The 6,447-nt window shown below is 69.5% G+C and carries 6 protein-coding genes; 2 read left to right on the forward strand and 4 right to left on the reverse strand.

Annotated elements, in window-relative coordinates:
- Positions 1 to 76: 76 nt before the first annotated feature.
- The 3 genes from SZ55_RS01185 to SZ55_RS01195 are packed head-to-tail and all read right to left on the reverse strand — an operon-like array spanning position 77 to position 1,869.
- Entirely contained in the window at positions 77 to 754 is a 678-nt protein-coding gene (locus SZ55_RS01185; RefSeq protein WP_044400026.1) for a GNAT family N-acetyltransferase, read from the reverse strand.
- A gap of 10 nt (positions 755 to 764) precedes the next feature.
- A complete protein-coding gene (locus tag SZ55_RS01190) occupies positions 765 to 1,208 on the reverse strand; it encodes a GNAT family N-acetyltransferase (RefSeq protein ID WP_044400029.1) in 444 nt (147 codons plus the stop codon).
- A 28-nt stretch (positions 1,209 to 1,236) separates the two neighbouring features.
- Complete coding sequence (locus SZ55_RS01195) at positions 1,237 to 1,869, reverse strand: FMN-binding negative transcriptional regulator (protein WP_044400032.1); 633 nt, start codon at positions 1,867 to 1,869, stop codon at positions 1,237 to 1,239.
- A 96-nt stretch (positions 1,870 to 1,965) separates the two neighbouring features.
- Between SZ55_RS01195 and pdxR the strand changes: the two genes are divergently transcribed.
- On the forward strand, positions 1,966 to 3,432 hold the full coding sequence (gene pdxR / locus SZ55_RS01200) for a MocR-like pyridoxine biosynthesis transcription factor PdxR (protein WP_044400035.1): 1,467 nt from the start codon (positions 1,966 to 1,968) through the stop codon (positions 3,430 to 3,432).
- A gap of 496 nt (positions 3,433 to 3,928) precedes the next feature.
- Here pdxR and aspA read toward each other — a convergent pair whose 3' ends face one another.
- Positions 3,929 to 5,353 (reverse strand): aspartate ammonia-lyase, encoded by a 1,425-nt coding sequence (gene aspA, locus SZ55_RS01205; protein WP_044400038.1) that lies wholly within the window; start codon positions 5,351 to 5,353, stop codon positions 3,929 to 3,931.
- Between the two features lie 180 nt (positions 5,354 to 5,533).
- On the opposite strand from aspA, the gene SZ55_RS01210 reads away from it, so the two are divergent.
- A partial coding sequence (locus SZ55_RS01210; RefSeq protein ID WP_044400042.1) for a LysR substrate-binding domain-containing protein occupies positions 5,534 to 6,447 on the forward strand: 914 nt, incomplete at its 3' end.

Consider the following 6,447-nt stretch of genomic DNA (forward strand, 5'->3'; position numbering starts at 1 on the left):
GGCCGCACCCGGTGCCATCCCGTGTCGCCCATCGAAGTGACGGGCTGCAACGGGGCGGGATGGCACCGGGTGCGGCCTACGCCGGCCGCAGATCCTCCAGCCGGCGGCGCTGGCGGCCTTCGCCGTCGAAGTTATCCACAGCCAGCCAGGCCTCGAAGGCGCTGCGCACGGCGGGCCATTCGCCGTCGATGATGGAGAACCAGGCGGTGTCGCGGTTCTGGCCCTTGATGACCATGTGCTGGCGGAACAGCCCTTCGTAGCGGAACCCCAGGCGTTCGGCGGCGCGCATGGAGCGGGCGTTGGCGGCGTTGCACTTCCATTCCAGGCGGCGGTAGCCGAGGTCGTCGAAGGCGTGGCGGGCCAGCAGCCAGACCGCCTCGGTGGAGGCCGGCGAGCGCTGCATGGCCTGGCCGAAGGCGATGTGGCCGATCTCGATGGCACCGTCCTTCGGGGCGATGCGCAGGTAGCTGAGCAGGCCGGTGACGCGGCCGCTGGCCAGGTCGACAACGGCGTAGAACAGCGGGTCGCGGCTGGCGGCGTGGCCGGCGAGCCAGGCGTCGAAGGGCGCGCGCTCGGGGAAGGGGCCGTAGGGCAGGTAGTTCCACAGCGCCGGGTCGTGGCCGGGCCCTTGCAGGGCGTGCCAGAGGTCGTCGCCGTGGCGCGCCGGGTCGAGGGCTTCCAGGCGCACGAAGCGCCCGGGCAGGGCGCGGTGGTCGGGGGTGGGGCGGGGTTGCCAGTGGCTGAGGTCGGTCATGGGGCGGTCCTCACAGGACTTTGCGGTACTGGACGAAGCCGGAGCGGTTGGCGATGCGGTCGTAGAGCTGCATGGCGTCGGTGTTGGTCTCGTGGGTCAGCCAGTGCACCCGCGAGCCGCCGGCGGCCTCGGTGCGGGCGTAGACGTATTCGATCAGCGCGCGGCCGATGCCGGCGCCGCGCAGGCCCTCGGCAACGAACAGGTCCTGCAGGTAGCAGTAGTTGCCCACCGTCCAGCAGCTGCGGTGGTCGATGCAGTGCACCATCCCGACGGCGCGGCCGTCCTGCCAGGCGAGGGCGGCGTGCATGGGTTCGGTCGGGTCGAGGAAGCGCTGCCAGGTGACGGCGCTGGTGGCCTCGGGAATCTCGGTCTTGTAGAAGCGCTGGTAGCCCTGCCAGAGGGGCAGCCAGGCGGCGTGGTCATCGGCGGTGACGGGGCGGATCTCGAGGCTCATGGGGCGTCCTTGTGGGCTCGGTTGAGGATCAGGAAGTGGGCTGCAGCCGGGCCGCCAGGGCCTGGTCGCGCGGGTCGGCGGAGGCCTCCAGGCCGGCGCGGACACCGGCCTGGTCGGCAGCGGAGCGGTTCTGGCCGAGCTTCCACTTGCCTTCCAGGCGGCGGATCGGCAGGGCGAAGCCGACGATGGCGCGCAGCATGCTGGCCAGGTAGTCGGCCGGGGCTTCGTCCACGGACCAGGGGCGGGCCTGGCGCGCTTCGTGGCGGTCGCTGAGCTGGCGCACCAGGGCCAGCAGGCGTTCGGGGTCGTCGAACACTTCGGCCTGGCCCCAGGCGTGCACGGCGATGTAGTTCCAGGTGGGCACCGCCTTGCCGTGCTCGGCCTTGCTCGGGTACCAGCCGGGGTGGACGTAGGCGTCCGGGCCGCTGAACACCACCAGGGCCTCGCTGCCAGCGGCCAGGTCGCGCCAGTGCGGGTTGGCCCGGGCGAAGTGGCCGTAGAGGGTGCCGAACTCGCCTTCGCCGGGGGCCAGCAGCAGCGGCAGGTGGCTCGCCTGCAGGCCCTGGGGGCCGGCGCTGGTGAGCAGTGCGAGGCCGCTGGCGTCGATCTGGGCGTGGAGCTGGGCCAGGTCGTCCTGGCGGAAGGCGGCGGGGCAGTACATGGTCGGTCTCCTCGGCGATGGCTTCATGCTAGGCAGGGAATTGGCCTTGTGTAAGATCCATTGGCCGCCACTTTCATAGAGCCAATCGAGGCCGCCATGACCGCCACGCCCCCCTTGCCCGTCGACCTATCCGGCATCCGCCTGGACCCTGCGCGGGGGCTGTCCCGCCAGCTCTACGAGGCGCTGCGCGAACGCATCCTCGACGGGCGCCTGGGCAGCCGCACGCGCCTGCCCGCCAGCCGCGACCTGGCGGCGCTGCTGGGCATCTCCCGCAACACCGTGACCCGCGCCTTCGACCAGCTCTACGCCGAGGGCTATGTGGAGGGGCGGGTGGGCGACGGCACCTACGTGGTGGAGTTATCCACAAGCCCGCCGGTGGCCCTGCCCGAACCGCCCGGGCCGGCGCCGAGCCTGGCCCTGGAGCGCCTGGAGCGGCATCACCTGCCGGCTTCGCCGGAGCGCGCGCCCCGGGCCTTTCGCATCGGCGTGCCGGCCTTCGACCTGTTTCCCTTCGAGACCTGGGCGCGACTGTCTGCGCGCTTCTGGCGCAAGCCGTCGCTGGCGCGCCTGGGCTATGGCGACCCGGCGGGCGACCGGGGCCTGCGCGAGCTGGTGGCGGCCTACCTGCGCAGCAGCCGGGGCCTGGCCTGCGATGCGGAGCAGGTGGTGATCACCTGCGGTGCGCAGCAGGCCATCAGCCTCTGTGCGCAGTTGCTGGTGCAGCCGGGGGACCGGGTGGCTGTGGAAAACCCCGGCTATCGCGCGGCGGGCCACGCGTTCGCGGTGGCCGGCGCGCAAGTGGTGGGGGTGCCTGTGGACAACGAGGGGCTGGTCTGTCCGGCGCTGTCCGCTGTGGATAACTGCCGGCTGGTGTACCTGACGCCGTCCCACCAGTACCCGACGGGGGTGACGCTGTCCCTGGCGCGGCGCCTGGAGCTGCTGGAGTGGGCCGAGCGCGAGGGCGGCTGGATCATCGAGGACGACTACGACGGCGAGTACCGCTACAGCGGGGTGCCGCTGGCGCCCCTGGCCTCGCTGGACCGGCAGGGGCGGGTGCTCTACGTCGGCACCTTCTGCAAGATCGCCTTCCCGGCCCTGCGCCTGGGCTACCTGGTGCTGCCACCGGCCCTGGCCCAGCCCTTCGCCCGGCGGCTGGCCCTGGACATGCGCCATTCGGAAATCGGCACCCAGGCGGTGATGGCGGAGTTCATCGCCGCCGGGCACTTCCAGCGCCACGTCCGGCGCATGCGCCAGGCCGCCCGGGCGCGTCGCGATGCCTTGCTGCGGGACTGGCCGGCGGCGATTCCCGGTTGTGCACCGATGCCGGCGGTGGAAGCGGGGCTGCACCTGTGCATCCGCGTCGACAGCCTGGCGCGGGAGCAGGCACTGCTGGGCGCCGCGCGGGCGGCGGGGGTGGAGATGAACGGGTTGAGCGGCTATTGGCTGGAGGACAGTGACGAGCCTGTGGATAACCGTGCCGGGCTGGTGCTGGGCTTCGCCGCTGTGCCCGAGCCGGAGATTGCCGAGGCGGTGCGGGTGTTGCGCCGGGCCTGGCGGGTGTAGGTGCCGTAGAGACTTCGGTGTCGGGTGTGAGTCCGGTCGGTGGATAAATAGAGCGTTATCCACCTTACGCAATGACCGGCACCCGTAGGGGACGTGCTTCACCGATCCACCAGCGGAGCTGCGGCGGGTCCGGATGGTGGGCTGAAGCCCACCCTACGCCTGGGCAGCCCCCGTAGCCTGGGCTTCAGCCCAGGGATGTTCGGCTCCAGGTCCCCGGGCTGAAGCCCGGGCTACGGCTGGCAGGTGCGGATGCCGCAGGGGGAGGCTTTGGTGTCGGGTGTGAGTCCGGTCGGTGGATAAAAAGAGCGTTATCCACCCTACGCAATGATCGGCACCCGCAGGGGGATCGCGTTTCATCGATCCACCAGCGGTGGGCTCCGATGGTGGGCTGAAGCCCGCCCTACGTGGGGCACTTTTCCACAGGCAAAAAAAAGGATGGTCAGACGACCATCCTCTGGAATGAGGGGCTACGCCCCTCCTGGTGAGACGGTAAGGCTCAGGCCTTCAGCGGTACGAGGCGCGGGGCGATCATGTTTTCCGGGCGGAGGATGTCCGCCAGCATGGAGTCGTCCAGCAGCTTCTCTTCGCGAACCAGTTCCAGTACGCCGCGGCCGCTGATCAGGGCCTCCTTGGCGATACGGGTGGAGTTCTCGTAGCCGATGTAGGGGTTGAGCGCGGTGATCAGGCCGATGGAGTTCTCCATCAGGCGGCGGCAATGCTCTTCGTTGGCGGTGATGCCGACGATGCAGTGCTCGCGGAGCATGTCCATGGCGCGCTGGAGCAGGCGGATCGAGTCGAAGATCTTGTAGGCGATCAGCGGCTCCATCACGTTCAGCTGCAGCTGGCCGCCTTCGGCGGCGAGGGTCAGGGCCAGGTCGTTGCCGATCACTTCGAAGGCGACCTGGTTGACCGCTTCCGGGATCACCGGGTTGACCTTGCCGGGCATGATCGAGCTGCCCGGCTGGCGTGCCGGCAGGTTGATCTCGTTGATGCCGGTGCGCGGGCCACTGGAGAGCAGGCGCAGGTCGTTGCAGATCTTCGACAGCTTGACCGCGGTGCGCTTGAGCATGCCGGAGAACAGCACGAAGGCGCCCATGTCGGAGGTGGCTTCGATCAGGTCGGCGGCGGGCTTCAGTGGCTGGCCGCTGATTTCGGCCAGGCGCTCGACGGCCAGCTTCTGGTAGCCGGGGTCGGCGTTGATGCCGGTGCCGATGGCGGTGCCGCCCAGGTTCACTTCGGTCAGCAGTTCGGGTGCCAGGCGACGCAGGCGGTCCAGGTCCTCGCCCAGGGTGGTGGCGAAGGCGTGGAATTCCTGGCCCAGGGTCATGGGCACGGCGTCCTGCAGCTGGGTGCGGCCCATCTTCAGCACATGGGCGAATTCTTCACCCTTGGCGGCGATGGCCTGGATCAGGCTGTCGAGGCTGGCCAGCAGGGCGTCGTGGCCGAGCAGCAGGCCGAGGCGGATGGCGGTGGGGTAGGCGTCGTTGGTGGACTGCGCCATGTTCACGTCGTTGTTCGGGTGCAGGTGCTTGTATTCGCCCTTCTGCTTGCCCATCGCTTCGAGGCCGATGTTGGCGATGACCTCGTTGGCGTTCATGTTGGTGGAGGTGCCGGCACCGCCCTGGATCATGTCCACCACGAACTGGTCGTGGTACTCGCCACGGATCAGGCGGGCGCAGGCCTCGGTGATGGCGGCATGCTTGTCGGCCGGCAGGTGGCCGAGCTGCTTGTTGGCGTCGGCGGCGGCCTGCTTGACCATGGCCAGGGCGACTACCAGTTTCGGGTAGTGCGACAGCGGTACGCCGGAGAGGCGGAAGTTCTGCACGGCGCGCAGGGTCTGGATGCCGTAGTAGGCATCGGCGGGGACTTCGAGGGTACCGAGCAGGTCTTTTTCGACGCGGAAGGATGCAGCAGCGGACATGATGCGATTCATCTCTGGAAGAACACGGCTAGTGCCGCGATGCCCGCTAATCTAAGGCTCCAGGCATTTTTAGACCAATGCTGTTATTCGCTGCCCTATGCACAATCGGCATAATGCAGGTGTGACGCCGCTTCGCTGGCAAGCGTGTGCACCAAAATCGAGCATTCCCTGGAAGGCCCCATGAACCTGGAAACCAAATGGCTGGAGGATTTCGTTGCCCTGGCCAACACCCGCAGCTTCTCCCAGGCCGCCGAGCGGCGCTTCGTCACCCAGCCGGCGTTCAGTCGGCGCATCCGCAGCCTGGAGGCGGCGCTGGGGCTGACCCTGGTGAACCGCTCGCGCACGCCGATCGAGCTGACCGACTCGGGCCAGCTGTTCCTGGTCACCGCGCGCAGCATGGTGGAGCAGCTGGGGGAGGTGGTGCGCCGCCTGCACCACCTGGAGGGCCAGCAGGGCGAGGTGTTGCAGTTCGCCGCCGCCCACTCCCTGGCGCTGGGCTTTTTCCCGCAGTGGATCGCGCGGTTGCGGGCCGAGGGGCTGAACATCTCCAGCCGCCTGATCGCCACCAACGTGGGGGAGGCGGTGCACTCGCTGCGGGAGGGGGGCTGCGACCTGATCCTGGCCTTCTATGACCCGGACGCTGCGCTGCAGATGGACCCGGAACTGTTCCCGTCCATGAGCCTGGGGCGCACCGAGATGCTGCCGGTGTGCGCGGTGGACGCGGAGGGCAAGCCGCTCTACGAGCTGGACAGCGGGCAGAGCGTGCCGCTGCTGGCCTACAGCGCCGGGGCTTTCCTCGGGCGTTCGGTGAACCTGCTGCTGCGCCAGCGGGCCCTGCGTTCCACCACGGTGTACGAGACGGCAATGGCCGACAGCCTCAAGAGCATGGCGCTGCAGGGCCTGGGCGTGGCCTGGGTGCCGCGCTTCAGTGCCGAGGCGGCGCTGGCGCGGGGGGATCTGGTGGTGTGCGGCGGGCCGCACTGGCACGTGCCGCTGGAGATCCGCCTGTACCGCTGCGCGCTGGTGCGCAAGGCGGCCATCCGCCTGCTGWGGCGCAAGCTGGAGGGCGGGCTGGGGGCGACGCTGGAAGGGGG

Source organism: Pseudomonas sp. FeS53a (assembly GCF_000931385.1).
Taxonomy (GTDB): Bacteria; Pseudomonadota; Gammaproteobacteria; order Pseudomonadales; family Pseudomonadaceae; genus Metapseudomonas; species Metapseudomonas otitidis.